This window comes from Paenibacillus sp. FSL R5-0908 (assembly GCF_038006245.1).
GTDB classification, from domain to species: Bacteria; Bacillota; Bacilli; order Paenibacillales; family Paenibacillaceae; genus Paenibacillus_AQ; species Paenibacillus_AQ odorifer.
Genome location: NZ_JBBOUV010000001.1, coordinates 3,521,193 through 3,547,568, shown reverse-complemented (window position 1 = coordinate 3,547,568; position 26,376 = coordinate 3,521,193). Strand labels below are relative to the sequence as shown.

At 41.8% G+C, this 26,376-nt stretch carries 28 protein-coding genes; 7 read left to right on the top strand and 21 right to left on the bottom strand.

The annotated features are described in order from the left end of the window. The first annotated feature begins 21 nt into the window (after window positions 1-21). Window positions 22-843: a DUF2785 domain-containing protein gene (locus MKZ09_RS16200; RefSeq protein ID WP_076205898.1), complete on the top strand. Its 822-nt coding sequence runs from the start codon at window positions 22-24 to the stop codon at window positions 841-843. 92 nt (window positions 844-935) lie between these two features. Here the strand turns inward: MKZ09_RS16200 and MKZ09_RS16195 are convergent, their stop codons facing one another. The 7 genes from MKZ09_RS16195 to MKZ09_RS16165 all read right to left on the bottom strand — a co-directional run bounded on the left by MKZ09_RS16195 (window position 936) and on the right by MKZ09_RS16165 (window position 8,065). Further along, complete coding sequence (locus MKZ09_RS16195) at window positions 936-1,730, bottom strand: hypothetical protein (protein ID WP_076205896.1); 795 nt, start codon at window positions 1,728-1,730, stop codon at window positions 936-938. Window positions 1,731-1,805: 75 nt separating this feature from the next. Continuing rightward, window positions 1,806-2,909, bottom strand: coding sequence for a Gfo/Idh/MocA family protein (locus MKZ09_RS16190; RefSeq protein WP_076205894.1), 1,104 nt, complete (start codon window positions 2,907-2,909; stop codon window positions 1,806-1,808). 20 nt (window positions 2,910-2,929) lie between these two features. After that, a complete protein-coding gene (locus MKZ09_RS16185) occupies window positions 2,930-3,652 on the bottom strand; it encodes a ThuA domain-containing protein (protein WP_076205891.1) in 723 nt (240 codons plus the stop codon). A gap of 25 nt (window positions 3,653-3,677) precedes the next feature. Further along, entirely contained in the window at window positions 3,678-4,838 is a 1,161-nt protein-coding gene (locus MKZ09_RS16180) for a Gfo/Idh/MocA family protein (protein ID WP_076135137.1), read from the bottom strand. Window positions 4,839-4,848: 10 nt separating this feature from the next. Beyond that, window positions 4,849-5,892, bottom strand: a complete 1,044-nt coding sequence (locus MKZ09_RS16175) for a LacI family DNA-binding transcriptional regulator (RefSeq protein ID WP_076205889.1) — start codon at window positions 5,890-5,892, stop codon at window positions 4,849-4,851. 188 nt (window positions 5,893-6,080) lie between these two features. Beyond that, on the bottom strand, window positions 6,081-6,830 hold the full coding sequence (locus MKZ09_RS16170) for a sulfite exporter TauE/SafE family protein (RefSeq protein WP_076205886.1): 750 nt from the start codon (window positions 6,828-6,830) through the stop codon (window positions 6,081-6,083). A 359-nt stretch (window positions 6,831-7,189) separates the two neighbouring features. Then, window positions 7,190-8,065 carry a LysR family transcriptional regulator gene (locus tag MKZ09_RS16165; RefSeq protein ID WP_076135142.1) on the bottom strand — a complete coding sequence of 292 codons (876 nt, stop codon included), beginning with the start codon at window positions 8,063-8,065 and terminating at the stop codon, window positions 7,190-7,192. Window positions 8,066-8,193: 128 nt separating this feature from the next. On the opposite strand from MKZ09_RS16165, the gene MKZ09_RS16160 reads away from it, so the two are divergent. Beyond that, on the top strand, window positions 8,194-9,087 hold the full coding sequence (locus MKZ09_RS16160) for a DMT family transporter (RefSeq protein WP_076205884.1): 894 nt from the start codon (window positions 8,194-8,196) through the stop codon (window positions 9,085-9,087). A 71-nt stretch (window positions 9,088-9,158) separates the two neighbouring features. Here MKZ09_RS16160 and MKZ09_RS16155 read toward each other — a convergent pair whose 3' ends face one another. The 6 genes from MKZ09_RS16155 to MKZ09_RS16130 all read right to left on the bottom strand — a co-directional run bounded on the left by MKZ09_RS16155 (window position 9,159) and on the right by MKZ09_RS16130 (window position 15,182). After that, window positions 9,159-10,658 (bottom strand): MDR family MFS transporter, encoded by a 1,500-nt coding sequence (locus MKZ09_RS16155; protein ID WP_076205881.1) that lies wholly within the window; start codon window positions 10,656-10,658, stop codon window positions 9,159-9,161. A gap of 247 nt (window positions 10,659-10,905) precedes the next feature. After that, entirely contained in the window at window positions 10,906-11,646 is a 741-nt protein-coding gene (locus MKZ09_RS16150) for a copper amine oxidase N-terminal domain-containing protein (RefSeq protein WP_076135147.1), read from the bottom strand. 131 nt (window positions 11,647-11,777) lie between these two features. Beyond that, window positions 11,778-12,542: a M15 family metallopeptidase gene (locus MKZ09_RS16145; RefSeq protein WP_197740346.1), complete on the bottom strand. Its 765-nt coding sequence runs from the start codon at window positions 12,540-12,542 to the stop codon at window positions 11,778-11,780. A gap of 14 nt (window positions 12,543-12,556) precedes the next feature. Continuing rightward, on the bottom strand, window positions 12,557-13,468 hold the full coding sequence (locus MKZ09_RS16140; protein ID WP_076135149.1) for a hypothetical protein: 912 nt from the start codon (window positions 13,466-13,468) through the stop codon (window positions 12,557-12,559). Window positions 13,469-13,527: 59 nt separating this feature from the next. Continuing rightward, the gene (locus MKZ09_RS16135; RefSeq protein WP_081394300.1) at window positions 13,528-14,853 is read right to left on the bottom strand and encodes an FtsW/RodA/SpoVE family cell cycle protein; all 1,326 of its coding nucleotides are present in this window, start codon (window positions 14,851-14,853) and stop codon (window positions 13,528-13,530) included. Continuing rightward, complete coding sequence (locus tag MKZ09_RS16130; RefSeq protein ID WP_076099345.1) at window positions 14,850-15,182, bottom strand: PadR family transcriptional regulator; 333 nt, start codon at window positions 15,180-15,182, stop codon at window positions 14,850-14,852. The genes MKZ09_RS16135 and MKZ09_RS16130 overlap by 4 nt, the downstream gene beginning before the upstream one ends. An 81-nt stretch (window positions 15,183-15,263) precedes the next feature. Between MKZ09_RS16130 and MKZ09_RS16125 the strand changes: the two genes are divergently transcribed. The 4 genes from MKZ09_RS16125 to MKZ09_RS16110 all read left to right on the top strand — a co-directional run bounded on the left by MKZ09_RS16125 (window position 15,264) and on the right by MKZ09_RS16110 (window position 17,866). Next, the gene (locus tag MKZ09_RS16125; RefSeq protein ID WP_076205877.1) at window positions 15,264-15,587 is read left to right on the top strand and encodes a hypothetical protein; all 324 of its coding nucleotides are present in this window, start codon (window positions 15,264-15,266) and stop codon (window positions 15,585-15,587) included. A 108-nt stretch (window positions 15,588-15,695) separates the two neighbouring features. Beyond that, window positions 15,696-16,190: a hypothetical protein gene (locus MKZ09_RS16120; RefSeq protein WP_076205875.1), complete on the top strand. Its 495-nt coding sequence runs from the start codon at window positions 15,696-15,698 to the stop codon at window positions 16,188-16,190. 265 nt (window positions 16,191-16,455) lie between these two features. Continuing rightward, on the top strand, window positions 16,456-16,989 hold the full coding sequence (locus tag MKZ09_RS16115) for a PadR family transcriptional regulator (protein ID WP_081394299.1): 534 nt from the start codon (window positions 16,456-16,458) through the stop codon (window positions 16,987-16,989). A 58-nt stretch (window positions 16,990-17,047) separates the two neighbouring features. Beyond that, window positions 17,048-17,866, top strand: a complete 819-nt coding sequence (locus MKZ09_RS16110; protein ID WP_076205873.1) for an SDR family oxidoreductase — start codon at window positions 17,048-17,050, stop codon at window positions 17,864-17,866. 195 nt (window positions 17,867-18,061) lie between these two features. Here the strand turns inward: MKZ09_RS16110 and MKZ09_RS16105 are convergent, their stop codons facing one another. Together MKZ09_RS16105 and MKZ09_RS16100 are read right to left on the bottom strand one after the other, a co-directional pair. Next, on the bottom strand, window positions 18,062-19,516 hold the full coding sequence (locus MKZ09_RS16105) for a DHA2 family efflux MFS transporter permease subunit (protein ID WP_076205987.1): 1,455 nt from the start codon (window positions 19,514-19,516) through the stop codon (window positions 18,062-18,064). A 50-nt stretch (window positions 19,517-19,566) separates the two neighbouring features. After that, window positions 19,567-20,136: a TetR/AcrR family transcriptional regulator gene (locus MKZ09_RS16100; RefSeq protein WP_076135158.1), complete on the bottom strand. Its 570-nt coding sequence runs from the start codon at window positions 20,134-20,136 to the stop codon at window positions 19,567-19,569. Between the two features lie 911 nt (window positions 20,137-21,047). Here MKZ09_RS16100 and MKZ09_RS16095 point away from each other — a divergent pair. After that, window positions 21,048-21,482, top strand: a complete 435-nt coding sequence (locus tag MKZ09_RS16095; protein WP_076126204.1) for a DUF4395 domain-containing protein — start codon at window positions 21,048-21,050, stop codon at window positions 21,480-21,482. 11 nt (window positions 21,483-21,493) lie between these two features. On the opposite strand, the gene MKZ09_RS16090 is transcribed toward MKZ09_RS16095, so the two are convergent. The 6 genes from MKZ09_RS16090 to pdxR form a co-directional block, all read right to left on the bottom strand. Beyond that, window positions 21,494-22,027 carry a hypothetical protein gene (locus MKZ09_RS16090; RefSeq protein ID WP_076205871.1) on the bottom strand — a complete coding sequence of 178 codons (534 nt, stop codon included), beginning with the start codon at window positions 22,025-22,027 and terminating at the stop codon, window positions 21,494-21,496. A gap of 69 nt (window positions 22,028-22,096) precedes the next feature. After that, on the bottom strand, window positions 22,097-22,537 hold the full coding sequence (locus MKZ09_RS16085) for an NUDIX hydrolase (RefSeq protein ID WP_076205869.1): 441 nt from the start codon (window positions 22,535-22,537) through the stop codon (window positions 22,097-22,099). Between the two features lie 26 nt (window positions 22,538-22,563). Continuing rightward, entirely contained in the window at window positions 22,564-23,439 is an 876-nt protein-coding gene (locus tag MKZ09_RS16080) for a serine/threonine protein kinase (RefSeq protein WP_076205867.1), read from the bottom strand. Between the two features lie 46 nt (window positions 23,440-23,485). After that, window positions 23,486-23,755, bottom strand: a complete 270-nt coding sequence (locus MKZ09_RS16075; RefSeq protein WP_076126195.1) for a PQ-loop domain-containing transporter — start codon at window positions 23,753-23,755, stop codon at window positions 23,486-23,488. A gap of 80 nt (window positions 23,756-23,835) precedes the next feature. Next, entirely contained in the window at window positions 23,836-24,825 is a 990-nt protein-coding gene (locus tag MKZ09_RS16070) for an ROK family protein (RefSeq protein ID WP_076135164.1), read from the bottom strand. Window positions 24,826-24,861: 36 nt separating this feature from the next. Further along, on the bottom strand, window positions 24,862-26,361 hold the full coding sequence (pdxR, locus tag MKZ09_RS16065) for a MocR-like pyridoxine biosynthesis transcription factor PdxR (RefSeq protein ID WP_076205865.1): 1,500 nt from the start codon (window positions 26,359-26,361) through the stop codon (window positions 24,862-24,864). Between the last annotated feature and the right edge of the window lie 15 nt (window positions 26,362-26,376).

Here is a 26,376-nt window from a genome sequence, read left to right as displayed (position 1 = left end):
CTGGAAATAGGAGCATATGAAATGAATTTAAAAGAAACATTGATATGTATAAAAGAAAATGATTACGAAGCACCTCCCGATACCTTCCAGTTGGTACTAGAAATGATAAATAACATTGGTTCTGTAGATGCCCAACTACGGGATGAGCTAATTTATACAACCTTATCACATTGGATCCCAGGTAATTCTCTAACTACAAACGAACTGGAACAACTTATACCCGTTATCTTGGATAAAAACCATTTGCATTTTAAGCTTGGTGAAACCAATACAGACTCTGTCTTTACCAGATCTTTCTCTATGCTAGTTATCCCACTCCTCTTCATGAGGCATAAAGAATCACCATTTCTCTCAAGAGAGCAAATTCATCAGATAAAGGAGAAGGTATTTTGCAGTGTGCAAAATGAGCGGGATTACCGGGGGTATGACGAAGAAAAAGGCTGGGCTCATGCTATAGCCCATGCAGCAGATACTTTAGATGAATTGGCTCAATGCTCCGAACTGGATAAAAATGACCTCATAACTATCCTCAATTTGGTTTACGAAAAGATGACCATAACAGATCGAATATACTCCGATGGGGAAGATGAGCGAATGGTAAGATCCATAATGAGTGTTTTAGATAGAAAAATGCTTAGTCAGACTTATGTAGAGCAATGGATTCGAAGTTTTGGTGCTGTGGAGAAAAATCCAGAATTTCTTCCTGCCTTTAAACAAAAAAATAATATAAAGAACTTTTTGAAAAGTTTATATTTCCGAGTTAAATATTACAAAGTAGATGCCAATCTCTGTCCAACAATCGAGCATACATTATATAAAGTAGAAAAAGTATACTATACCTAATTAAGAAAAAAAGTGAGGGTTAGAGCACCCTCACTTTCCATCTACAGTTCAAATGCGTGGAGCACTTGCTACCTGTTGACGGGTCTATTAGATTATTCAGTAACTGCTAGCTCCATCCTCCGCACACTCGCAAGCGCGGGAAAAGATTCCAGCACCATCCCTGTATTCCATAACTTAACCTGCTGTCCAACCTGCAAATCCTTAAAGCTGATGGTCTCTCCAGCTTCATTAAACATTTCAGATTTCGCATTGAAAGTGAACCAGTAAGATGGATCTTCGTTACCAGGTTCAAGGATTAGAATCCGCTTCGCCTGTTTAGTATCGATATCAACGATTGTACCTACTACATGCGGATCACCAATTTCTGAAATATCATAGGTCAACATCTTTGGATCGATCCACTTCTCAATTTCAAGCTTAGCTGCTTCCGCATCATCAGACGGAATGGTAATAGTTACTTTATTACCAATCGTATCTACACTAGAGCCGTAGAGATTCAGTTTCTGGTATAGTTCTTGTTCATGCAACAATTCTTGAGCAGCTAATAACTCTTGCATCGTATATTTCACATCATGAAGCTCATAAGTACCAGCAGTGAAAGTCTGAGCAAGGCTTTGCTCAATCTCCGAGTTCAAACCTACAATATTAATATGAACCTTGTTATCTTGCAGATAAATATCTCCGTTAGGAATCTTCTGAGCTGATAAGAAAGTCTTAACCGCGCCTGGATCATCCATTGCGGGGTTCGTAGAAGCTAAAATTTGTGGTTCTGAACTAATCACAGGAGTTGGAACCGGCTCCTTATTCGCTTGTTGAGCCTCTGAACAGCCACTGATTAACAAAATAACAACGGGAATCCATATCCAACCAATAATTATCTTACGCATCCTATTAACACCTCCACTCTTCATCTTCTCAAACGAAGACCGGAAGTGATAGGTTGCAGATTCAGGAAGAATTCTCTAATCCAAAGTGTAAGGAGCAAGACCGATTGGAAGTGCCGCAGGACGAGTGCAGGTGCTTTCCATTTCGTAGAATGAATGAGCATCAGAAGAATCATGGAAAGCCCACATTGCTTCTAATACGTGATAAGCCAGTTCTCCACTGGCACGATGCCCTCTACCCGTCCGAATGGCGTAAGCCATATCTGCTGGTCCAATCCCGCGGGTATTCTGATCATACCCTGACAACAACGGCTGTTCCGTCCACTCATTTTCACCCATAAGCCGGAGTTTCACGGGACCCCCAAAGTTATTCGGGTCTGGAACTTGAATCGTTCCTAGCGTTCCGTAGATTTCTATATGCGGCAGGTTGCTCCCGCCAAAGATATCAAAGCTTGTAATCAACGTTGCAATGGCACCATTTTCAAATCGTAAGGTTCCGGCTACGTGAGTTGGAATTTGGACAGGAATTATATTCCCAAATTTCTTCTCACTTGTAATCGTACGTTCTTCCAGCGCTTTCCCAGTCATTCCACTAACCGTATGAATAGGACCCAGCAGCTGCACCAAAGCCGTCAAATAGTAAGGACCCATATCGAACATTGGACCTCCACCAGCGGCATAATAAAATTCCGGATCTGGATGCCAATGCTCATGTCCACGGCCCATCATAAACGAAGTAGCTGCAACGGGTGCGCCAATTACTCCTTCATCTATCAGCTTCAATACCGTTTGAATTCCCGCTCCGAAGAACGTCTCCGGTGCACTGCCCACAAGTACTCCCTTTTCCCGCGCCGCAGTCAGAACTTTGCGTCCTTCTTCTCTCGTCACAGCTAGAGGTTTCTCAACGTATACATGTTTACCCGCTTCAATAGCTTTCAGGCATACTTCCGCATGAACTGCTGGTATCGTTAAGTTGATTACGATTTCTATCTCTGGATCGTTCAGTAATTGTTCTGTGGTATAGACGTTTGGAATATTGTATTTATCCGCTTGTTCTTGTGCTCTCACCAAATCCAAATCCGCACATGCAACTAGATCAAGGATCTCGAACTTTTGACAGTTCTCCATATAGATACTACTGATTTTACCGCATCCAATAATACCAACTTTAACTTTATCCATTCGCTGATCGCTCCCAGAATTTATTGACTGTCTGCCATTCCACTATAGCTATTCCTAACCCCCGAAACATTGGATAATGCTTGCGCTTTACCTTCAGCTGCCCATATTAATCCTCTGCGCATCATTTCACGCACTTGCGGCTGATCTACAATGTCCGCATGATGCCCGAGTGAATTATAATAAACTCTGCCCAAGCCCCAACGTTTTGTCCAAGCTACTGGCATATCAACAGCCTTATTATACGAATGAGGCCCTTCAACTACAGGAAAACGAGTCGTAGCAAGAACTTCAACAGCTGGATCTACATGCAGATAATATTGCTCTGAGCAAACGCTGAAATCTTCTAATCCTTCTACCAGAGGACTTGAGCTTTGACAAATCTCTACGGTATAGTTAACACCGTCATTACCAGGATGAGCTACCCATTGTCCACCCGTCATAAACTGCCAATCTACATTATTACGAAAAGAATCACACATCCCGCCATGGCAACCGGCAAGACCTGTCCCATGCTGTACAGCTGCGGAGACATTATTCACAAAATCCTGCTCGATTGTACCCATCGTCCATACCGGAACGATCAAATCTAGTCCAAGAAGCTTATCTGCATCAGCAAAAGCCTCCAGTGTATTCGATACTTCAACTTCAAACTGTTCCTCTTGCAGCATTTTAGCGAATATATCAGCTACCTGCTCAGGCTCATGACCCTCCCAACCGCCCCATACAATCAATGCTTTTCTCATCTTCAGCACTCCTTCTAAGGTTAGATTACATCTCGGATAAATCGACCCAACGGCGTTCATCAATAGAACGTTCTACAGCCTCTAACACCGCTTGGCATTTCACTCCATCATTGAAATTTGGTTCTGGCTGACGACCTTCTTCAATTGCGTTAGAAAGCTCCAGCATTTCGTGAATAAACGTATGTTCAAAACCAATCGTATGACCAGGCGGCCACCAAGCCTCTGCATACTCATGAGCAGGATCGGTCGCCAGCACACGGCGAAAACCTTGTACATCCTCGGCATCCGAGGTCAAATAAACTTCTAATTCATTCATACGTTCGAAGTCGAATTTCACACTGCCCAGACTTCCATTGATCTCAAAAGAATTGGTAGAGCGATGACCCGCTGCGAATCTTGTAGCTTCAAAGCTGCCCAGAGCACCATTATCAAAACGGGCTAAAAACAAGGTGGCATCGTCAACGGTAACCTTACCCTTGGGTGCATTTTTATCTCCTTTAGCGCTTAAACCAGTCATTTCAGCGGCGAGCGGACGCTCTTTTATGAAGGTCTCGCTCATGCCGATTACTTCCTTCATATCACCTACTAAGAAATGAGCTAAATCTATAAGATGCGCCCCCAGATCTCCATGCGAACCTGAACCGGCGATATCCTTCTGCAGTCTCCATACTAAAGGAAAATCTGGATCTATTATCCAATCTTGTAGAAACCAAGCCCGAAAATGATAAATTTTTCCTAGCCGCCCACTCTCTATGAGCTTCTTAGCCAGTCGAACTGCCGGAGAAAAGCGATAATTAAAACCAACCATATGTGTAACTCCCGCGTCTTCAGCAGCTTGCAGCATTTCACGGGAATCCGCCAAGGTCAGCGCAAGTGGTTTTTCACAAAAAATATGTTTACCTGCTTTGGCTGCTGCCAAAGCTATCTCCTTGTGCGCATTGCTGGGAGCATTAATATCTATAAGATCAATATCCTCTCGAGCGATCAGATCCTTCCAATCTGTAACACAATCCGCCCAGCCTAACTGCGATGCAGCTTCTTCAAGCGCTTCACAGTTACGTCCACAGATTACAGACATTTCTGGTTTAAGCGCTTTCGGGAAAAACATAGGCAAACTGCGATAAGCATTACTGTGGGCTTTACCCATAAATTTATAACCGATCATTCCAATGCGAAGCTGTTTCATCTTATTCCTCCTAAGTGTTGATAGATTTAGATGAAGCTCGTATAACTAGTTCTGTCGGTAATTTGATCTGTACGGCTGGTGCGGGTACTTCTGCCAGATTGTTTCCCAGCAATTCAATGATTTGGGCTGCGGCAAGTTCACCTAGTTCGTAAAAGGGAACCCGCACACTGCTTAATGCAGGTGTGGTAAGCTCCGCAGCTTCCGAATCATCATAACCCACAATAGCTGGCAGGCGATCCCTTGGTATTCCTAGCTCCTGCAGCCCTTGCTGCAAACCAATGGCCATCCGATCATTGGCGGCCATAATCGCATCAATCTCATTCAGCAAAGGCAACATTTCTTTGGCAGCTATAATCCCGCTTTTCCGGCTGAAGTTACCTTCGAACAAAAGTGAAGAATCTACAGAAAGATTCACCTCTGCCAAAGCGCGGGCATACCCCGTTAAACGATCTCGGCTGTTGGAATAAGATTCAGGCCCATTTAGAAAAGCAATCCTCGTAAAGCCTTGTTTCAGTAAGTGTTTAGCCGCTTGCCAGCTTCCTTCGACATGATCGGCATCCACCTCGTGAAAAGCTTCCCCAGCAAAATGCTGATTAATCAGACAAAAAGGATGGTCTTCTTCCTTCAAACGGCGGAGTGAGGCTAGCTCACCTGGCTCTTCTTTAGCGCCAAGCACAATGCAAGCATCGATCTTCCGCATCTTAAACAACTCGTTATAATCCATTGGCTCTTCGGCATTTCGAAACAGCATTAACAGATCATAACCCTCTTCTCGCGCCTTGCTCCCTATTCCACTTAATATTTCTGAAAAATAATAAGTGGAGAACAAGCGGGCTTTCGGCAAATAAGGCATCACTACACCCAAGTTCCCGCTCCTTCTACGTGCAAAGCTCTGTGCGAGTGAACTAGGGGTATAGCCTAGCTTCAGAGCAGCTGCCAACACACGTTCCTTCGTTTCTTCCTTAATCGGACCAACGTTATTTAACACGCGAGATACTGTGGCTTCTGAGACACCTGCAAGCTCGGCAACCTCTTTACGGCTGGCGATATAAATTCCTCCTTCTCATAGGTTATGAACAGTGACATTTAGCCTCGTTCAATACGCTATTCGAAAACGCATTCATTTAATGTACGCGCGTACATTTTCTCATGAACAAGGCTCTTAGTCAACCCTAAGATTGGATAAATTTAAAAGACGTTCATATACACTAAGGAGAAGAACGTCTTTCTATTTCTTTTCAACTATCCGCGAGGTACTAGCAATAGAACACCAAGTAAAATGATAATCAGAAATAAGTAACTCTCAAATTTTTTAGCAGGAATACGTTTATTTACATATACCCCAAACACCGTAGCTAAGAGAATCGCTGGTAAAGAATATCCATAAAGAACAAGAGCATCCACCGTCCACAATCCCCCGATAGCATGACCCGCTACAACGAGTACACCAGAAATAAGAAAATGAGCTTGCAACGTACCCCGAAAGCGATCAGGATTCCACTGTCGTAAAGTACCATAGATCACGACCGGGACACCATTAAAGTTATAAGCACCGCCAAGTACACCCGAAGCGAATCCGAAGGGATACACCCAACCTTTTGCCTTAAGCAAGGGACGATCGATCGTCTTAAATATTCTCTTCTTAATCACCGAATAAACTCCATAAACAATCAAAAATATACCAAGTCCAGTCATCATTACACTTGCAGGTGCTAAATAAAGCATGATTAGTCCTACAGGAATTCCTATCACTGTGGAGAGTGCTAATCGAATCAGAATAGGTCGTTCTATATGCCGCCACCCACTCACAACTGTAAGTGAAGCAACCGTGAGGCCTGCCAATCCAATCAAAGAAACTGAGGTATGTATAGGTATCGGGAGCAGTGCAAGCAGTGGCATGCTCACAATCGCTTCACCAAAACCAAACACGGTTCTCATTAAGGCACCTATAAATACTGCTACTACGACTAGTGTAATTATTGTAACGCTCAATCGTTTAATCCTCCTCCTAATCTCATCCATCTGTAATTGTGCATAAAGTCCTCACATTTCCAGAACATCTGAATACATTCCTTATTTCCACTCTTCTAATTATAACATATTAATTATTATAAAACAGATATCAATAGAGGAAATACACGTAATTTAACACCCCTTAAATCCCCTATAACAACGTTAAAACTATATGATAATGGAGATATACATATATTTAGACAAAATCCCTTAAAATCGATTACAGCAGCATATATGTAGTTTCTGTTTTCTGAAAAACTAGCTGAAGTACTAAACAAAAAAACTGATCCCCCTTAACTTTGATGAGGTATCAGTTTCTTATTTTCTGACGTATTCATTTAGGTGTTATCTTTCAGCCACACTTGCACATGCTTTAGAAATTTTTTGGTGACGGGAGAAGCGTATTTCATAGAGTGGACAGCAATTCCTAACGATCTGAAACTACGTTCCTCCAATTCTAGCATGGCCACATTATAATTTTGCCGGGTTAAGACAAGCTCTGGCAAAATACTTATGCCAAGACCTTTCTCCACCATCGACATAATGGCATAGTCATCACCTGCTGAGAATTTAACATTAGGTTTAATACCCGCCTTATCCAGTACACGTCTAACATCATAATCCGAGCCTGCTTTCGGGATAATGAAATCCTCCTTAGCAATTTGTGATAAGGAAAGAAAGGGTTCTGCACTAAGCGGATTCTCTTTAGATACAATCCCTAACATCCGGTCTTTTTTTAAAGGAATTACGTCAAACTTCTCACGTGTAGGCAGTGAAATAAAACCGCAGTCGATCACTCCAGCCTCTATCCATTGTTCAACCTCCAAATAACCGCCTTCCATCAGCTTAATTTCTATATATGGGTATTCACTGCGAAATTGCTTAATCATCCCTGGCAGCCAATGCACAGACACACTGGTGAACGTACCGATGGTGATCGTGCCAATCTCTAGCCCGTGGATGTCCGCTACCTCCTGCTTCAATTTCTCGTTCCATTTCAAGATTTCACGGATAGGCTGCAGAACCTGTTCCCCGTTTACCGTCAATTTCACACCGGATCTATTTCTAATTAATAACGCGAACCCAAACTCCATCTCCAAGCTACTGATGGTGTGACTAATTCCGGATTGCGTAAAACCCAGCATATCTGCTGCTTTTGTTAAGCTGCCTAGCTCTACAACTTTCAGAAAAATCTCATATTTATTAATGCTCAACCTCTGTTCCCACCCTTATCAATTACATAAGTTTTACTCATGTATCCTATGATAAACATTCAGTTACCTTATGTATAGAGCCGTATTATACTATATTGAGTTGAAAATGAAGAAGGATGGATGAAGAGATGAAACCGCTCAAAGCTGAGCTGCTGCTGTTAGTTGTAACATTATTTTGGGGCTCCTCCTACATATTTATGAAAATGGGATTAGGTACATTAGGTGAATTCAATCTGATTGCACTCCGCTTCGGACTTGCTTTTATATTAGCCGCTATGATATTCCATAAACGATTAAGACGAGTAGACATGAGAACATTAAAATATGGTGCTCTCCTCGGATTCCTCCTGCTCGGCGTATTCACATGTATAACCTTCGGACTTCAAACAACCACCACCTCAAACGCAGGATTTTTAGTTGCATTGACGGTTATTTTTGTACCGATCTTGGATCGAGTTATTTTCAAAAAAAGAGTTGCACCTCCGCAAGTGTTCGGCTCCGTCCTCGCCATAGCCGGGATTGGACTTCTTACCTTAAATGCAACCTTAACTATTCAACCGGGTGACTTTCTGTGTATCCTTTCAGCAGTGTTCTATGCGGTACAGATCTTATTTACAGGCAAGGCAGTAAAAGAATGTGATTCCCTGAATATTGGAATCTTGCAGTTAGGATTTGCCGGAGGGTTGGCCTTAGTGTTGTCCGCAATCTTCGAGACACCTTCGCTACCCTCAACTTTGCCAGGTTGGACAGCAATTCTAGCGCTTGGTATCCTATGCAGTGCCTGTGGCTTCATCCTACAACCTATTGCTCAAAAATATACTTCACCAACCCGCACCGGACTAATCTTCTCCCTTGAGCCGGTCTTCGCTGCGATGTTTGGTTATTGGTTCGCTGCTGAGAAGTTATCGATGCAAGGCTATGCTGGCGCAGCGCTTGTTCTGCTTGGAATCGTGGCTTCTGAGCTGCTTGGTAAAGCAAGTCTCCCCGCATCGTGGGCTCAGAAGAAACCAGAGCATTTATAACAATAAAGGCGTCGTTCAACTATACAAGCTGAACGACGCCTTTTCTATATTACCTATGTTTATGGGTTCAATTAATGCCCCATCATCATCGCCGCATCTGCCTTCTGTCCCTCTCCAGAGGAAGGATCTCCAGTGGAAAGCTTAGGCTTGCGCAAAATAATACTCATCAATACACCTACCACACCTATGCAGCCAGACAGGAAGAATACATCATCAAAACCACTAACTGCGGCTGTCAAAGGATTACTTCCCGCTTTCAGTGCTCCCATATGAACAGCGATCTGACTAGTCAGGTAACCTGTCATTCCAGCTATAGCAAATGAAACAACGACTTGTTGAGCAGCAGCAGTAAGTGAAGTTACACTTCCCACCCATTCACGTGGAGCAGCATTCAAAACATGAGTATTCAAAGGCATCATCGTTAGACCCATACCAAAACCTAAGAAACCCAGGTATGTCATAATTAACGGTAAATTTGTTGAAACACTAATTCCGGATAACAGGAACAAGGTGACCGTAATGATACTAAGTCCAACAAACGCCAGCGGACGAGCCCCGATCTTATCAAACAATCTGCCGCCAATCGGCATTCCGATTGCTGAAGCTAAAGCCTGCGGAAGTAGAATCAGGCCGGTCTCCAGCGGGGTATAGCTTCGAATCTGCTGCAAGTAAAGGGGCACAAATAACATGGACCCAAACAAAGCGGCTTGCATAATCCAAGTTAAAATAATACCCCGAGTGAAATCCGACGAACGGAAAACTCGCAGTTGTAAAAGCGGATTTTTGTGAAGCAGCTCCACAATGACAAGAAGGATCAATGCAACCCCTCCAACAGATAAGCCAACAATAGCGGGAGTAGACGACCAGCTTGTTCCACCGCCTTCATTCACCCCATAAGCCAACATAGAGAAGGCAATTGGGGCAAGGATAATGCCTAGGATATCGAGTCTACCTTTGCTCTTTTTTTCAGACTTCGGCAAATATTTAACACCAAGAATAATGCCAACGATTCCAATAGGTACATTAATCAGAAAGATCCAGTGCCAGCTTACGTACTCCACCAGCCAACCGGATAAGACTGGACCGAGTGCCGGAGCTAAGAGCATTGGAATACCAAGCATCCCCATAATAGAACCTCGACGTTCTACTGGAGCTAATTTAAAAACCATCGCCATCCCAATGGGAGCAACCATCCCCCCGCCAAGACCTTGAATGACTCGAAAAATAATGAGCTGAGATGAGCTTTGTGCAACCGAACATAACATAGAGCCAAGAATAAACATCGTAAGAGTTGTCAGAAAAACTTGTTTCGATCCAAAACGATCGGTCATCCAGCCCGCGAGTGGGATTACAGCCGCTAGAGCTAAAGTATAACCCGTAATTGCCCACTGAATCGTTTTGAGATCGGAAGCAAAATAATCAACCAGCTTGGGAACGGCCACATTCACAACAGTACCATCCAGAATAACCATAATCATACCGACAATAATAGCAAGAAGCGGGGGGATGATTGCTTTTAATGAAAAGGGTTGCTCTTCTGCAGTACTCATTCCAGTCATTGTTTTTGTCATCCAGTACTCCACTCATTTCTCTAATTTAATTAAATGCTTTATTGATTATTTCAAATTTTAATTTACAATCGATGAATCTGGAAGTCAACAAATAAAACCATTTTTTACATTAAAAACACATCAGGTTTACGATCCCCTTCAGAAATGATCTCGAAATGTATATTAGAACAGCAAAAAGACTATGCATAATCCCCTAAAATCTTCTCGCTTGGGAAATGTGCATAGTCATCATGGAATCATTTTCCGATTAGAGCGTCTCTCTTAATTCTATAATTTTGCCCGATGTGTTCAATATAATTTCAAGTGGAATCTCTGTCTCTGCAAAATCCAATACACAGCGGATAGAAAATTGACCCTCGTTATAGCTACTTTTTGTAGATTTAATCCCATGATAATTCCCGGCTTTTACCGTAATTTGCTTCCAGTCTCCCAGTAATCCATTTGAGCTTGGTTTATTTACGACCACATCATAATGATATCGCTCCGATAATTCATTATATTTACCACCGACCAGTAACCCCGCTATAACACTCGCTGTCACTTCAGGGGTATACACTTCAACTTGATTGGACTCCCCATCATATGAGGTTACTAAACCAATTGTCTTAAAAAAGGAGATTGGAACATAGATATGACCCTCTCTGAATTCGAAATCATCTTTAAAAAACAATTCTTGTGCATCATTAATGCTAACCTGATGTTCGTTAAGCTTCCATTTAATTATTTCATTTATCCTTGTTAGTGTTATAGTTTCTGAACTTTTTTGATAAGTTGTTGTATATTTAAGTGCATTGGAAGCCTCTCTGAGCGGAATCATGACCGTGGAGCCCTTATTGTAGGCTGAATGGGGATTAGTTTCCAGTAGTTTACCATTCAAAATTACGCTAACCTTGCCGGAGTCTGCCCATACTGTTGGAGCGGCAAATCCACCAAATCCATTAGTTAAAAATAGAACACCTAACACAACAACCGCTGCCATTTTGATCATCCGCTCGAAACCTCCCTTTAGTTATTACAAGTATTATGTGCGTTTCCAGCATGTGCTAATCCTAAGGATAATCAAGACAAGCAAAAAAAAGAAGCCGTTCAACATTATGTTGAGCCGCTTCTTTTAAATAACTATTCCACTTTGAAGTCAAAATACTGCTTAGGAAAAGGTTCTTTTATCAGCGTAAAATGCCACCATTCCTTACTATAAGGTTTAAAGCCTTGCTTCACCATAACCTCTTTGAGAATTGCACGATTTGCTTTCTGAGTCTTGGTGATTAACGATGTATCATAAAAAGAGATATCTCCGAAAAAATCAAACGGGCTGCCCATATCTACATCTACACCGGTCTCTTTATTGACGATCGTTAAATCGATGGTACTGCCACGGGAATGTCCTGATTTTTTCGCTATAAATCCGAGTTTGAATAAATTACGTTTATCCAGTAGCGGGTAATATTGCTGCTTCATCTTAGTATCCGCGGAATTCTGAGACCATCTTACAAAATGATTCACCGCGGTCTGCGGACGATAAGCATCATAGATTTTTAGGATATATCCTTTTTTGGCTAAATCCTCACTTACTGCCTTCAAGGCTGTAGCTGCAGTCTGTGAAAAGATCGCTAAAGGAGCCTTATATCCATCAATCCGCTTCCCTACAAAATTATTATCTCCGTAATAACGAATTTCAAATTGGGCAGTAGGAATCACTTCATCCAAATAGACAAATCCTTGCGGCAGACTGTTTTTCTTCTCCAACTGCATTTGCTGAAGTACATTGTCTGTAGATGATCCAACGTAAGCTGCATCTGCACTGCCCATAACAATAGTGTTTGTCCATAACAACAGCACAAATGCGAAAACTATGATTTTTGTTCCTCTAAATCCGGTTCTCAATAGATCCCGCCTCTTCATTTCGAATTAACCGTTTGATTCAGAAATTTTTCCACTTCAGGTGTGAGTTTATTATTCGTGGAATCAAGTAACTGCAGTAATTTTTCTAAAATCATTAGGATTCTGGTGTCGCCTTTGTTTCCTTTTAATGCATTCTCATACGCCTTTTTCACTTCAGGTTTGATTACTTGCTCATCATAGTCATATGCTGGTGTGTTGCTTGACCCATATAATAAGCGTGAAGTTGCATTAAGCAGCTCTTTTTGTAAAACGGTTGACCGATTGGAAGCTGGATATTTCGTCACAAAATCCTCCAGTGCTAGCGCCCTGTTCGTTAACTCTGTCCAACTAATCACAATAGCTGCATCAAATACACTTGGTTGATTCGATTCAGTGGCCATGATGTCAATGTAAGCTGCGATGTCCTTCGTGACATACGGCTTAAAGCTTTTGAAGCCCTCATAATGCATCACTGGATAGTACATGCCCTCACTAGTCTCCAGCTTATATCCCTTATCCCGTCCTTCAATTAACATATTGCGCACATTAGCATCTTTGATCGCATTAAGGAGTGTGCTGTAGGTTAGATTTTTGCTTTTGGAAAAAGCATTATTTATCTCTTTCTGAACATTCTCCGGAAAAACCTTCGCAGAGTACACAGGTAAATATGCCTTCTGTGCATTTTCGAGCTGGAGTGTCATCTGAGTTGCTGTCCAGGTATCCACTTCTTTGATATGGTTAATCAAATAATTCCGGGCGTTAGCCAGAGATGCCGGCTTCTGTACATATTGTTGGAATTGATTATAGACTTTTGCAGATTCTTTCACAGTTGCGGCAGCTACAGTATCTGTTGTATGTATACTCCCAAACCCTCCCATAGAGCCTAGGGCAAAGGCAACACTTAACAAGCCTGTTTTTTTCCATCCCATTAAAAGACCTCCCTTAAGTATTCATACTTAATAATTAGACATACGAGAGGATCCTGAATCTAACTCAGTACAGTATTATCCTGGACGGTTCCAATGTCCTTCCTACGATAAATGCCCATCAAAAGTCCAATAGCCGCATATTCAAACCACACATGACTCCCATAGCTCAGGAAAGGGAAAGGGATAGAAGTCAGTATCATTCCGCCGCTCAAAATAGCAAGACCATAGGTTAGTCTTATCGCTAGCAAAAATGCCAAACCCAGCACTAAAGCTTGTCCATAGGGCTCACGAATCGCTCGTATCGTAGATAGAAGCTTGATAAAGAACCAGGAGATAACTCCAAGCAAAAGCAGCGCCCCCGCCCAACCAAAACAATGAATAAGATAGACAGGCAACATATCTGAGTAGACATACGGCAGCTTTTGTTCTACTGCTCCGAATCCGTGCCCCCACCAACCCGCTGAACTAATAACTTCACGCATTACTTGATATATATAGCCATAACCTTCTGGATCTAAAGATGGATTTATTGCACTAATGATTCTGGCCATCAGGTAGTCGCTATTGAAGATAAACATTAGTCCAACTATTATAAAGGACCCTAATAATACTACACTCTTTTTCCAATCGTGAGTAATCCATACATATAATACTAGTGAAGAGATTAGATACACCACAAGCTCTGGAAGAGAGTTTAGAGAGGTAAGAAGCAATGCAGGTGCTAACAGAAGGCTTATGTCGAACAACCCACTCCGCCAAGTTTTCTTTTTAGCCGATTCCTTACGATTCACTAAAATCCCTGCTAACGCGACTATCAAAACATAAGGGCGATAGGATGTCATATCAGGTAAGATCAAAAAAATCCTAGGACCATAATTCGCTCCATTTATTGTTATCCCCCAGAATATACTCGACAGAATTCCGGCTATTGATGTTCCGTATAATACCCACGAGAAGCTTTTCAGCTTTCTGAAATCGATAAAATACAATCCAAACATCAATACAATTCCAATGAGTATATTTATCGCTTGGCGTCTAAACGCATTATCCAAAAAAGCACCCTTAACAATATCACTGTAGCCTACATCCACAGAACTCATTCCGATCAGACTGATCGCGGATAATAAAGCTACAACTCCAAACAATCCCCAAGGTACATGTGGTTTATGTATTAGATGAAGTTCCTTCCCTAACGTTTGCGGGTTCCCCATTTGTGCGATCGCCCAAGTAATGGCTTCTTCCCGTGATACACCGTCGGCTTCTTTTTCACAAATTAAATCCTCTAGATGACTAGCTAATTCTTGACGTATCTCTGGGTGAGTTATTTTCGCTTTAATCTCTGCACACACTTCATCCAAAAATAGCTGCTGCCTCTCTTTCATCATACACCCCCCTCTCCCAGAACGGAGTCAACTGCACCTTTAAACATAACCCATTCTGCTTTTTTCTCCTTGAGTTTCTCTTTACCTTCCTCCAGAATTCTATAGTACTTACGCTTCCTTCCCTCTACCTCCATCCAGTAAGCCTCTACCCAGCGCTCACTTTCCATCGCATGCAGAATTGGATACAAGGTTCCTTCTTTTAATGAAAAGACACCCTGTGATCTCAGCTCCAGCGCTTTGATTAACTCATAACCATATAATGGCTTCTCCAGTAAAAGAGTCAGAATTAACGTTCCCGTACTGCCCTTCAGCATCTCTTTACTTACTTTCAACGGCTAACACCTCCTAAATTCTAACTTTACAATTGGCGTGGGACCGAATTCGGCTTATTCTACGGGATTTATACCGTTGATTTGCTGCTTCGGTCCGGATTCGGCTTATTCTACGGGATATATACCGTTGATTTGCTTCCTCGGACCGAATTCGGCTCATTCTACGGGATTTATACCGTTGATTTGCTGCTTCGGTCCGGATTCGGCTCATTCTACGGGATTTATACCGTTGATTTGCTGCTTCGGACCGAATTCGGCTCATTCTACGGGATTTATACCGTTGATTTGCTGCTTCGGACCGGATTCGGCTCATTCTACGGGATATCTACCGTTGATTTGCTTCCCCTTCTAATGACTAATATCTGTATATCACGAATATTAGTTATCCTTTTATACCTAGGATAACTATACATAGTAAATCTATGTATGTAAAGTTTCTATTAAGAAATCCCTTATTCCCTCCTCATTCATGTATAATAATGGTAATACAAGCAGCATGTTGAGGAGTCAACGATGAGAAAAACAACAATAACAATCTTGAGTTTTACCGTTCTTTTCCTATTTATTTTCGTTGGATATATGCTCCGTAACAATTCGATAAACTATTATGAGACGTGGAAGATAAATTGGGGCATATCGCTCTCTAAACCCACAGAGTCAAAGGTGATATTTGAAAGTCCACCCAGTTTCCATGGGGATGGCGAAAGCTTTTACGTATTAGATTATGACGAAAAGCAATTCAAAGAAATCAAAGACGCAGCATTTTGGCATCCCCTCTATGTTGAATCCATTGCCCCCATAAAAGAGAGAATATCAAGTTTCAAAGACTCTGTGATAGCCATTCATCCTAATGAAAAAGAAAAATACGAAAAATTATTTCAGGCGAACCCTATAGAACTCGAAGAAAGAGGATTGTATTACTATAAGAAAAAAGATGATGGTAGCTACTGTATCGTGATCCTTAACGTGGAGTTACAACGAATATATATGCTGGAATGGACACAATGAAAATTAAATAAGTGAAAATTAAATGACGATCGCTCCCCGGTATTCTGCCAGGTAGCGATCGTCATTTTTTCGTGATGCCTCTTAATTATTATAATCCTCATACTTGTGATCCTCATTCTACTGCCACTGTATTTTCATTTCAGACAAATGAATACATAAAAATAACCTCAAGTATCTACCCAATATATATTGACTCAATATATATTGGTCTGATATATTATGATAACGATATACAAATATTTCAAAACTTAAAGGAGGCCCTATTTTGAACAGTCAGGATGTTATTTTAGGTATGCTTATGAAAAAATCGTTGACTGGATACGAAATAAAGCAGTTATTGGAGGAAATATTCTCTAATTTCTATAGTTCTAGTTATGGAACGATTTACCCTACACTTGCTCGCATGGAAAAGGAGGGTCTGATTACTAAGGAAAACATACTTCAGGAAGGTAAGCCTAATAAAAATCTTTTAAACATCACGGATAAAGGAAGAGATAGTTTTAATGCCTATTTACTAGCCCCACTAGAGGCTGACAGTATTAAAAAATCTGATTTTATGATGAGACTTTATTTTGGTGAATTTGTCGGGTATGAGAAGGTGATTATTTGGTTGAAGCAAGCTCAAGAGGAATCACAACATAGGTTAGATCAATTACTCGCTCAATATTCGCTTTATAAAGATGAAATGCATCCAGCACAGATCATCTGCATTCAAATTGGCATAGAAGAATATAAGGCTAAACTAACAACCATTGCTGAGGGATTGTTAAACATGGAGAAGTTAGTACTTACGAAGTGAGTTTAATACCAACCAGGTTAAGATGTACCACTCATAAAACTTTTAGGAGGAATTGAAAATGAAAACAATTTTTATAACGGGTGCTTCTTCTGGTATCGGTAGAACTACAGCAAAATATTTTGCTGAAAGAGGCTGGAATGTGGTAGCCACGATGCGTTCACCTGAACAGGAAAGTGAATTCACTACACTTGATAATGTGTTGGTGTTACGGCTCGATGTTGAGAAAGCAGACACGATTCAACCTGCGTTAGAGAAGGCAATTAAGCGGTTCGGTAAAATTGACGTTCTACTCAATAATGCTGGTTATGGAACAATGGGTCTTATAGAAGTAGCTACAGATGAGCAGATCAGAAGGCAGTTTGAAGTCAACGTTTTTGGTCTTATCAGTATGACTAGAGCCATGCTGCCACATTTTAGAGCTAACCAAGATGGTTTGCTGATCAATATCTCTTCTATGGGTGGGAAAGTAACCTTTCCTACAATGTCTCTGTATCATTCAACGAAATTCGCTGTAGAAGGTTTTACTGAATCCGTATCTTATGAATTAGCATCACAAAACATCAAAGTAAAGTTAATTGAACCTGGTGCCATTCAGACGGACTTTGGTGGTAGATCGATGGAGTTCTTTTTTAATGATGCATTAAAGGAATATAAGCCTTTTACTACTGCATTTTTGGGTAAATTGGGAGAGATGGAAAAACAACCTGCCTATGCTTCGCCTCCAGAAATTGTTGCGGAAACAATTTATCAAGCCGCCACAGATGGGACAAGTCAATTCCGATATGTTGTTGGTGAAGATGCAAAAATGCTTATTCAAATGAAAGAAAATACGGCCGAAGAAGAATATCTGACTAATATATCCCAGCATTTTTCTTAAAAAAGAAAGCGTTAAGTGGAGTCGCTTTTCGGTATTCTACCGAGGAGTGGTCCTCTTTCGTATTGCGAACAAAAAAATCCCCTTCGATCAACAGTGTTAAGTCCATGAGATCATGAACTTTTTTTCACTGTCTATCCTAAGGGGATTTTACAAACTAACCTATTCGAACACTTTTTCGTGCGTCAAATTTATTTATTAATGCATCGTGGTATTCATTTTATGATTTACAACTACTCTTTTTATGAAGAAAGCAAGAATTAGTCCTACAATCGCCATACTCATTCCGAAAATAAAAGCATTTTGTACACCATTCGTGAACGCAGGTAACATATTAGCTGGATCTGCTGGGTTCTCCACAGTTTTCATGTAGCTTTTTGAACCCGCCGTCATAATGCTGACTGCTAATGCAGTACCAATGGCACCAGCAACCTGCTGCAGTGTATTCATAATAGCTGTACCATCTGGATAAAGTTCTAGTGGCAACTGGTTAATACCATTCGTTTGTGCCGGCATAAATACCATTGAAATACCAATCATAAGCGTACTGTGAAGTACGATTACGAACACAACCGTAGAAGCTACAGTAATACTGGAGAAAAACCACAGGGCTACTGCTGCAATAATCAGACCTGGAATAACGAGCCATTTCGGACCGTATTTATCAAACATACGACCCATAATTGGAGACATCAATCCGTTTATAATACCGCCTGGAAGCAGCAACAGACCTGCTTTGAAAGCTGTATAGCCTTGTCCTTGTTGAAGGTACATCGGAAGAATCAACATGGAGGACAGAATAACCATCATACAGATAAATACCATAGCTACACCAATAGCGAACATTGGATATTTAAAAGCACGCAGATTAATCATTGGCTCCTTCATCTTCATTTGGCGAAGACCAAACAATAACAGTGCTACTACTCCTACGATGATCGCAATGATCACTTTCGGACTTCCCCAGCCCGCTTCTTCACCGGCGCTGCTGAAACCAAACACGATACCGCCAAATCCGAGTGAAGATAACACAATGGAGAGGATATCAATCTTCGGTTTCGTCACCTTTGTTACATTCTGCATAAACAGAATCCCGAATATCAATGCAATCACTAAGAATGGCAATGACAACCAGAAGATCCAGTGCCAGCTGAGGCTTTCAATTAGCAGTCCAGCAATGGTAGGCCCAATCGCCGGAGCAACCATGATAACTAGGCCAATCATCCCCATTGCTGCACCCCGTTTTTCAGGAGCAATGATGATAAGGATTGTATTAAACATCAGTGGTAACAGAAGCGCTGTTCCCATAGCTTGAACCACTCTTGCTGTAAGTAAGAACTCAAAGTTAGGTGATACTGCCGCTAGGAATGTTCCTAGGATTGAAAAACATAAAGCCGCTATAAACAGTTGTCTCGTCGAGAACCATTGAAGCAGCATCCCCGAAATTGGTACTAATATACCCAGTGTAAGCAGATAAGCTGTTGTCAACCATTGAGCTGTTGCTGGGGTAATTTGTAGGACATTCATAAGATCACTTAAGGCAACGTTTAATGCCGTTTCACTGAACATTCCGATAAAGCCTGCTAGTAATAAAGAGACAAGAATTGGAATAGTCTTAAACTTCTTGACCTCTTTTTGTTGATTCCCTTGCATAGTTGCTTCCACCCTTAATCCTCCTGATAATCTTGTCTATTTGTCTGTATCTAACCAAGTATTACTGGGATAAACTTTGCCGCCGCGAGAAGCGGTTGTTCATCCCGAAAAGTCAGCGTCTGGAGAAGCGCCCCTTCAAATAAAGAGATTACCACTGAAGCCATATCGGCCGCGGGCTTGTTCTCTACGCCTTCATCCAAAAGACGTTTCTTGATCACATCCTGCAAGTCCATAAACACAGATTTACATGCAGTCCGCAGCTCCTCACTAATACAGGATGTCTCCGCCGCCAACCAAAAACTAAACGGAACAATCCCTTCGTATGAGGATTCCACAGCATCTTTAGCCATTCCTAGAATGAAATCCTCCATTGCCTCAGACGCACTCTTGCTGTTCTCCATATGATGTCTAAGCTTCTGAGCGACAACTTCACTAGTCCGGTTAATACATGTTAAAGCCAGTTCTTCTTTACCGTGAGGAAAGTAGTAATAAAGTGACCCCTTCGGTGAATCGCTGTCTTTAATGATCTGATTCAGTCCTGTTGCATGATATCCCTGAGAAAAAAACAATTTCGAAGCTGTGTCCAAAATCGCCTCACGCGTATTCGGCTTGTTCGACAAGCTGACACTTCCTTTGCATTATAACAATTGGTCTACATAATAAAACCATATTTCAAAGAGATATGTCAACACATAAATTACTTAAATTCAAAGTAATTTCGGTGGAAGATCGTGGGGGTTGGGTTAGCTCCTCCCTCCCTATCGGACTCAGATGCAGCTATTTGCGCTAAATCATGTCTTTTCACAATTTATCGGACCTCACCGTCGCTATTCCACTCAAACCGAACTGTTTTCATCCCTTTTTGTGCTCATAGCTGCAATGGAGTCCGATAATGACTCAAAAGGTTACTTTTCCAGCATATAAGGACTCTGGGGTCCGATAGCTCCTAGCTTCGAGCATCCTTTTACAACATTTACTTTTCATCGAGCTATTAGCTTCATTAGTTCTTACACTTGTCCCACACTATTTCCGCGCATGCATTTATCTGCGCACTCCCTTGCCTCACACTTACTCCCACACTTTTATTTTCCATGTACTCCCCTTGCTCTCAAGCTAACATTTCTATCGGACTCAGATGCAACTATTTATGCTAAAAAAGCCTTTTGGACACATTTTCGGACCTCACCGTCGCTATTCCACTCAAAACGGACTGTTTTCATCCCTTTTTGTGCTCATAGCTGCAATGGAGTCCGTTAATCTTTCAATAGGTTACATTTCGAGCAAATAAGGACTCTGGAGTCCGATGGAGTGAAGCAGAAGAGGTGAAGGAGAGAAGACCCAATGTGCTGTGGAGAGGAGATGAGGACGTAATGTGCTTAATGGGTGGGATGCTATTAAAGCCCATCCCCTCCAGCTAACTCCATACCTTCTCCATCCCTCACTAATCCACTCTCGCTCGAAATTATCTACTTCCCATTCCCCCAATCCCAGCGTATACTATAATTATTCCAATGAGAAAGGTGTGAATAAAATGCAAAACGTGCCCAAAGGAATTCCCCGGCCATTAGTAAAAACTAATCAGGCGTTTATCGTCATTTCTGTAATATTAACATGGCTAACAGGACAACACTGGATACTAGCGCTGCCCTTGTTTGCCGGATTACTCGGTCTTTTGTTCGGTTATAATCCCATCATTAAGCTAGCTGCCAGGTTTCTGACAAAAGAGCGTTCCCACTATGTACTCGAAGACTGGTCACAACAACAGTTTAATCAAAGCATAGCTGTCTTCTGCCTCGCTGGGGGTTTGATCAGCTTCATCGTTGGCTGGACGATCGCAGCTTACATTTTCACAGCGCTCGTTGCGGTGGCCGCCACTGTGGCAATCCTAGGTTTTTGTATCGGATGTTTTATCCATTATCAATGGAGAATGTACAATTACAGACGTAAACAAAGCAGCACAAATTAAATTTGTTAATCTTAATCTCTCTCTTCTCCAATAACATCCCAACGATGGCGAAATTTTAGTAACCGTGGATGCAGTGATGAAGGTGCAGCTGGCAACAATAACCGAATCTTTACTATCCACTCTTCAAAAGAAGAATAAGACGCAAACTGATTCGCCACCTCAGGCGTTAAATACAGAAAAATTGGCGAAGGATAGATCTCCAAAAGATGCCGCAGCGCTGAATCAAGCGGAGTATACTTCTTTCGGTTCCCTTCCAAACTCTCTACCGTAATAAAGCTACGCCCTTGCTCCCTTTTCCATTCATGCAGCCGGTCCTCTCGCTTATAATAAGCGCTCACCGGCTCTTTGGTCATCCGTCGCACCGTTTCCTCATGAAGTGGATATAACACCAGTTTGGTGAAACGCCGGTCTGCTGCAGTTTTTGCCGCCACTTCAAGCTCTTGATCTGTTATATGTTCAAAAGAATCGTAAAACACTAAAGTCCCTTTACGTTGCTCAACTGGTGGCTCATAGCCATAGGGTACATGCTGAATGTCTCTTTTCAATGAAATCCCTCCTGTTTGTTCTACTTATTAATCATATCATGTGACAACAGCAGGGCTATCATTCTTATCCTACAGAACAGCTGAAGATGAATGGTTAATGAAATCCTGAACTTTTGAAATCAAAGCACGGTAAATCAAGGGGTACGTCAGCTCTTTTGGTATCTCAGTAAATCCTCTGATCTCAGCCATCTCATAAGGAGGAAGTTCTGCGAACTGTTCCACATTTGCAAAATATAACTTACCATAATTTTCTGGAGCGTCGATACTAGTGACCCTATAAATAGCTATTGGAAAAAGTGAGAATTGTTCCGCACCCGTTTCTTCATATAATTCTCTGGCAACAGCCTGCTCCGGGATTTCGCCAACCTCTATATGCCCTCCGGCAAACTCCCACGTCGAACGGTCCTGATGTCTCGCTAAGATCCATTCTTCACCATGTTTAACCATAATAACAACGTACTTCAGGTCAACTTCTTTTTCCTTATCCAAATCAAAAAAGTTTACCTGCAATTATATCCCTCGCCTTCCCACCAGCCTCAAACATTCTTTGCCACATCCCATGCCAATTTAAATTCTGCTACATTCCGATACCGCTGCTCCCTCACCGCACTGACGGCCCGTAAAGCTACCTCGTAGAGGGCTTGACTGGTTTCCCATTTTACAAACGATCGATCGGATGCTCCTCCTAATAAAACAAATGCTGTGGCGCCCATATTAAATACATTCGTAACTTCATCAATCGGCGCATCCAAGCTAAACTCTTCCGGTGACTTGAATCTGGATGAACCCCAGAAGTTCTCTCCCAGATCATTTACAGTAGGCTTACGTCTATAATAATCAATATCACAAATTTTAGTTCCATCGTTTACAAAGTCATATAGAATACTTCCATCATAAAAATCAACAGCCACATAACCCTGTAACTCCACATGTTCATGAAACGAAATGATTACATCTAATGAAGACAGACGTTTTTCAACGGATAATTGCTTATAACGAAAAAAAGGCGACTCCGGGTGACTCAGCTTCGCTTCTCCCGCAAACAGCCAATGCGAATGTAAACATTCACCTGCAAACCAATCAAAAACTGCTACATACCCCGACTCAACTTCAAAATGCGACAGTAGCGGGATCAGCGTATCATATCTAAGTTCGTGATATAACGGAATAGCTTCAATTAAACGGTTAACAGCATCCTGAGGATTCCCGGCATAAGTCAAAGGTCTCGCCCCAGCAAATTTCACAAAATACTTCTTCCCATGCTGCTCCACAGCAAAAGAAAGATTTCCGGAGTCTTGCTGATCGAATACTTTAAACACTTTTCCCAGCTTAGTTAACCAAGTAAAATCACAGGCTTCCTGCAATTGAAAAGTTACGGCATCGATTTCATATGTATAATTTTTTTCGCGCAAATTAACCTCCTGCATTCACTTTCTAGATTAAATTTATAAGCTTCATTCATGGTCTTGTTCGATATTTAATCACTAGAATAATAACCAGCAATACAACACATAAAGACATCGTATTCGTAATCAAAAAAGCTAATCCAACCCCCGTAACCGCCAAACTGATCGCATAAGCTTCCATTAGACTAATCCCGAGCAGCATAAGTAAATACGATTTGAGATTTAAATCGGCTACGGATTTTGATTTGAGGATTTGAACAATCTGCGGGATCCATCCCAAAGAAAGAATCACTCCACCTATTAATTGCATGATTGCAAACATAAGAGCACCTCCACGGTTTTATACAGTTGTATTCCGGGTGGCTCAATCTGGTTCCATTTCATGTAAAAAAACAAATAACACTAAGCAAAGTTTAATTTCCCTGCATCTTGCAGCTTACTATACGCATAAGAGGCCGCACCTATAGTTCCTGCTCGACTCCCAAGCTCTGCTTGAACAATTTCACACTTCCTGCTTGATAGCTTCAACGCATGCTGATGTACAGTCTCTCTTACAGATTGGAGCAATTTATCTCCCGCAGCTGCCATTCCCCCACCTACAATAATAAGATCCGGGTTGAGGATATTCACAACATTCGCTAATCCAAATCCAAGTATAGTTCCAGTCTCCTGCATTACTTCCATAGAGAGAGCGTCTCCAAGTTCGTAAGCCTCAGATATCATTAACGCGGTAATTTGCTCATCTTGATCCTTAGTCCAAGTCTGAATAACACTTGTTCGTCCTTCTTTCAGCTTCTCTTTAAAAGTATTCACCATGCCAATCGCGGATACATAACGCCCCAAACAACCGGAGCTTCCACATTTGCAGGGACGCCCGTTCCTGTACATATTCATATGCCCAATTTCACCAGCGCTATAAGATGTACCGTAGATCACTTTTCCATCGTTCACAATACCCGACCCTAATCCCGTTCCCAAGGTAATCAGAACCAGATTGTTATACCCTCTCCCTGCACCTTGTTGCCATTCACCATAAAGATTAACCCTAACATCGTTATCAATAAAAGTAGGAAAGTCATAGAATTTTTTCATCTCATCTACAACATGTACATGCTCCCAATCCGGAAAATTCGGTGAGAAAAAAGAAATTCCCGTTACTGGATCCAGTAATCCCGGCACTCCGATCCCCATTCCTTCTACCAAATCCAATGCAATATTCGCTTCATCCGTGATTAAACGTACAGCTTCTCTAATCCGTCCCAACACATGGGCTGGGCCCTTAGCAGCCTCTGTTGGTATAGATCTTTCTTTTACAGCTATAAAATCAGTATCGTAAATCCCTGCTTTAATATTGGTTCCGCCAAGATCAATCCCTAACATATACCGTTTCATAAAAACCTCCAGAATTAGATATTCTATTGCTTTCGATTAAGTTCTAGTACTAACTGCCGCTTCCGTTTCAGCTAACATCAAGCGGTTCACACCCATCTTAATCTGATTCTCGGTGAGATTAGAATAACCAAGTAGAAAGACAGGACCTTGAGGTTTACTGCCCACAAAATAAGAAGACGCAGGATAGACCCGAACTCCATATCGTAACGCCAATTCAGCTATGCGATGCTCTTCGGCATTGGATTCCAGCTCAATCAATAAATGAAGACCCGCCTCTTCCCCATAATAGCGGACACGACTGCCAAATTCAGCATCCAAACTTTTTACTAGACAAGCCCTGCGGGCAGCATAAAGTTTCCCCATCTGCGTAACATGCCTTGCATAATGTCCATTCTGAATAAATTCCGCCAACGCTTCCTGATCCAGAGCAGAAGACATACGATCTGTTATCCATTTGACCGCCAAAAAAGGTTGAATCAGAGTCGGAGGCAATACAACATAACCTATGCGCAGAGAAGGAAATAACACTTTACTAAAACTGCCTACATAAATTACTCTACCGTCCACATCTAGTCCAGCAAGTGATGATAGCTTCGAACCCTCGTACCTGTATTCACTATCATAATCATCTTCAATAATAAAAGCTTGATTGGCTTTGGCCCATTCCAGTAACTGCACTCTTCGTTTCATCGACAGGGTCACCCCAAAAGGAAACTGATGCGAAGGAGTGACATAAGCTAGTTTTGGTTTTTTATGAGGACCATCTTTGATGTGATCACACCTTGCTTGGAGCTCATCTACAGAGATACCCTCTAGGTCAACTCTGATGGGTGTAACCACCGCTCCAGCGAACGAAAAAATCTCCCGCACAACGTTATGTGATGGATCTTCAACAATAACATGATCACCTTTTGAAACAAAAATTCTCGATAATATATCCAATGCCTGCGTTGCCCCGGATGTAATCACAATTTGCTCCGGAACCACGGGCATCGAACGTGTGGACCGTAATAAACGTGCAATCTCTTGGCGTAGTCCCAAAGAGCCCTCGACCGGGCCGTAACCCAAAGTATCAGGAGATGCACGACGGCAGGCATTCATTAATGCTTTTTGCCACTGATCCATTGGAAAAGCGTCCCATGCAGGTACACCGTGCCGAAAATTACATAATACTGTGTTCAAGTCGTTTTCTATAATAGAAGTAGGATTGAGTGTAAGGAAATCAGGACCTTTCGTTATAAAATTGTAAGGGTTCTCAGAATTCTGGGGATCTTTCTCCTTTACCGGCAGTCCCGCTATATAGGTTCCTGCCCCTTTTCTCATCTCCAGATAACCCTCTGCTTGAAGTAGCTCGTAGGATTGAAGAATTACACTTCTGGATACTTCCAGTTGATTAGCCAAAGTCCTTGATGGAGGCAGTGAATCCCCCCCACTTAAAGCTCCTGAATGGATAGCATTACGAATCTGCTCATAAATTTGACGGCTTAATGGAATGGGTCTTTGTTTATCGAGAGTAATCAGCAATTCATGCTTCATAAGATTTCCTACCCT